The sequence below is a fragment of the Algoriphagus jejuensis genome, assembly GCF_039523455.1.
GTDB lineage: Bacteria > Bacteroidota > Bacteroidia > Cytophagales > Cyclobacteriaceae > Algoriphagus > Algoriphagus jejuensis.
In genome coordinates this window covers 1-3569 of record NZ_BAAAFI010000025.1, presented here as the reverse complement: position 1 = coordinate 3569, position 3569 = coordinate 1, and the positions used below count along the sequence as shown (strand labels likewise).

The following is a 3569-nucleotide window of genomic DNA, read 5'->3' as shown; positions in this document are numbered from 1 at the left end:
GGGATCATTTAACAAATCCTCAATTGTCTGTCTTTTTTTCATTTGATGTGAATTTAGCAGACACACTTAATTGAACACTCTCGACGGATGTGACTGCCAGCCGTTTCAACGGCTGGTAAAAAGTTTAACACCTGATTTTAGAGTCCCATCGGGACGGACCATATTTCATTTTCTCCGCACCGGACTGTGTCTCCCCCCTTGCTTGAAGAACATGAAATTGAATTTGATCCGAAGTATCTTTTATAAGTTCAACCCTTTCAGGGTTGCCGGAACTCCTTCCGCACACTCATACCCCCGGTTTTACCGGGGGCTATTGAAAGGTTAGACCCCTTCAGGGTCATTTTTCGACAACACTCAATGCCCCGGTCGGTGTCCTCACAGACCGGAAACCATTTAATTGATTTTTTTACCGCATAGGGATCATAGAAAACATAGGATAAAAGTCCCATCGAGACGACCGATGTGATTGCCAGCCGTTTCAACGGCTGGTCTTGATAGCACTTAAATGTTGTAGGTAATGATCCCGAAGGGATCAAACCTTGAATAGCCATGGGCGGAACCCATGGATATCGAAACAACCTTTCCATCCCCACGACCCTATCGGGGTCGAACTTGTTTCTTGATACCCCCGGTTTTACCAGGGGCTATTGAAAGGTTAGACTCTTTCAGGATCATTTTTCGACAATACCCAACCCCTTTCCGGTCTGTGTCCTCACAGACCGGAAACCATTTAATTGATTTTTTTTCTGTCTCGGGATCATAGAAAGCATAGGATAAAAGTCCCATCGGGAAGTCCGATGTGATTGCCAGCCGTTTCAACGGCTGGTCTTGATAGTGCTTAAATGTTGTAGGTAATGATCCCGAAGGGATCAAACCTTGAGTAGCCATGGGTGCAATCCATGGAAAAAGATGAAGCCATGACCATTCCCTTGACCCCGCTTCCACAGGCAGACCCGATGGTGGTCGATCTGGTTGTTCTCATCCATCCCGGAGAACCTAAATCTCTTCTCCCAATTTAAAACATGCTTTTCGTTTTCAGGGTAAATGATATCTTTAGGGAGTTCTTGCCCACCAACCCATTTTCATGACCACTGCCGAATACGTCCAAAGCATCAACTCCCGATATCGCCTGGGCCACGCCACCGAACACACCTTTCGCGGCGACCTCCAAAACCTCCTCGAAAGCCTGGTCCCCCATATCTCCGCTACCAACGAACCCAAGCGGCAGGCCTGCGGGGCACCGGACTACATCCTGACGAACAAAAAGGAAATCCCCGTCGGCTACATCGAGGCCAAGGATATCGGAGACTCGGATCTGATTGGGGCCAAAAAGAACGGCAACAAAGAGCAATTTGATCGGTACAAGGGTTCGCTGGACAACCTCATCTTCACCGACTACCTCGACTTCTACTATTACAAAAACGGCGAACTCGCCACCTCCGTCCGCATCGGCGTGATCGATCAGGGAAAGATCCTTGCCCTTCCCCACAACTTCCCGGCCTTCGAACTCCTGATTCGGGAGTTTACCACCCACATCGGACAGACGATCAAGAGCTCCAAAAAGCTCGCCGAGATGATGGCCGGAAAGGCCCGACTGCTCGCCAACGTGATCCAAGCCGCACTCGAAAGCGACGAAGAGCATCAGGACAATTCCACGCTGAAGGATCAGATGAATGCCTTCAAAGAGATCCTCATCCACGACATCACACCCAAGCAATTCTCCGACGTCTACGCCCAAACCATCGCCTACGGCATGTTTGCGGCGCGGCTTTACGACACCTCCCTGGACACCTTCAGCCGACAGGAAGCTGCCGAACTGATCCCCAAGTCCAATCCCTTCCTGCGAAAGCTCTTCCAATACATCGCCGGATACGATCTGGACGGACGTATCACTTGGATCGTGGATGCGCTGGCCGATATCTTCCGGGCGGCTGACGTGGATGCCATCCTGAAAAACTTCGGCAAATCCACCAAGATGGAGGATCCCATCATCCACTTTTACGAGGACTTCCTGAGCCAATACGATCCCAAGCTTCGCAAGCAGCGCGGGGTCTGGTACACGCCCCATCCCGTGGTGAACTTTATCATCCGGGCCGTGGATGAGATTCTGGTCACCGAGTTCGACTTGCCGATGGGTCTGGCCGATACCTCCAAGACCAAGATCAAAGTACCTATCCCTACCCATGACAAGCGATTCTCCGGCGGGATGAGGGAGGTGGAGCAGGAAGTGCATCGGGTGCAGTTCCTCGATCCGGCTACCGGGACAGGCACCTTTGTGGCCGAAGCCATCCAGCAGATCTATGACAAGATGAAAGGGCAGCAGGGCCTCTGGAATTCCTATGTGGAGAATCACCTGCTGCCGCGCATCAATGGCTTCGAACTCCTGATGGCTTCCTATGCCATGGCGCACCTCAAGCTGGACCTGCTTCTGAAGCAAACTGGCTACACCGGAACCAAAAACCAGAGATTCCGCATCTACCTGACCAATTCCCTGGAAGAGTACCACAAGGACACCGGAACCCTCTTTGCCAACTGGCTCTCTGCCGAAGCTTCCGAAGCCAACCAGATCAAACGGGATGCGCCTGTGATGATTGTGGCTGGGAATCCGCCTTATTCAGGCGAAAGCTCCAACAAAGGAGACTGGATTATGGATCTGATGGAGGATTATAAAAAAGAGCCCGGAGGAAAGGAAAAACTCAATGAGCGAAATCCAAAATGGATCAATGACGACTATGTCAAATTTATCCGCTATGGACAGCATTTTATTGAAAAAAATGGAAGCGGAATTTTGGCTTATATTAATCCTCATGGATTTTTGGATAATCCTACCTTTCGGGGAATGCGATGGAACTTGCTAAAGACTTTTGATAAAATCTATACGATTGATTTGCATGGAAATAGCAAGAAAAAAGAAACCGCTCCTGATGGAAGTCCGGATGTGAATGTGTTTGATATCATGCAGGGTGTCTCAATTAATTTCTTTATCAAAACAGGGCAGAAAAAAGAATTTGATTTAGGGAAAGTCTTTCATTTTGATTTATATGGAAAAAGAGAAGGAAAATATTCTTTCCTAATAGAGAATAAAATGAGCCAAGTTAATTTCAGCGAGGTAAACTTGAAGGATCCTATGTATTTCTTTGTCAGAAAGGATTCGAATCTTCAAGGTATTTATCAAAATGGTTTTCCCCTAAATGAAATACTGAAAATAACACTATTGGGGCCGAATTCTCATAGAGATGATTTTGCAATTAGTTTTGATCAGTTAGTAGCCAATGAAAGAATATTTGATCTTCTAAATAGTAATGTATCCGATGATCAAATTAGGTCAAAGTACCAACTGAAAGACAATAGAGATTGGTCTTTATCTAAATCTAGAACAATAGTAAAAAACTCAGATCGAGCAATAAAGTGCTTGTATAGACCTTTCGATTTTCGATTTATGCTGTATGGAGGCTATGCTTTCGACTATCATAGGCCTCAATTAAATGTATCCATCCGACCAACCCCGTCTCGTAGGAAAAGGGATTTTTATTTAAGTCGGTATTCTTGCCAGTTTGAGGGAAGCAGTT

The 3569-nt window shown here is 47.1% G+C and carries 1 protein-coding gene; it reads left to right on the top strand.

The features are described from left to right. Positions 1 to 1084: 1084 nt before the first annotated feature. Positions 1085 to 3569 (top strand): type ISP restriction/modification enzyme (locus ABD031_RS13310; RefSeq protein WP_343852255.1); only part of this gene is annotated, 2485 nt, incomplete at its 3' end.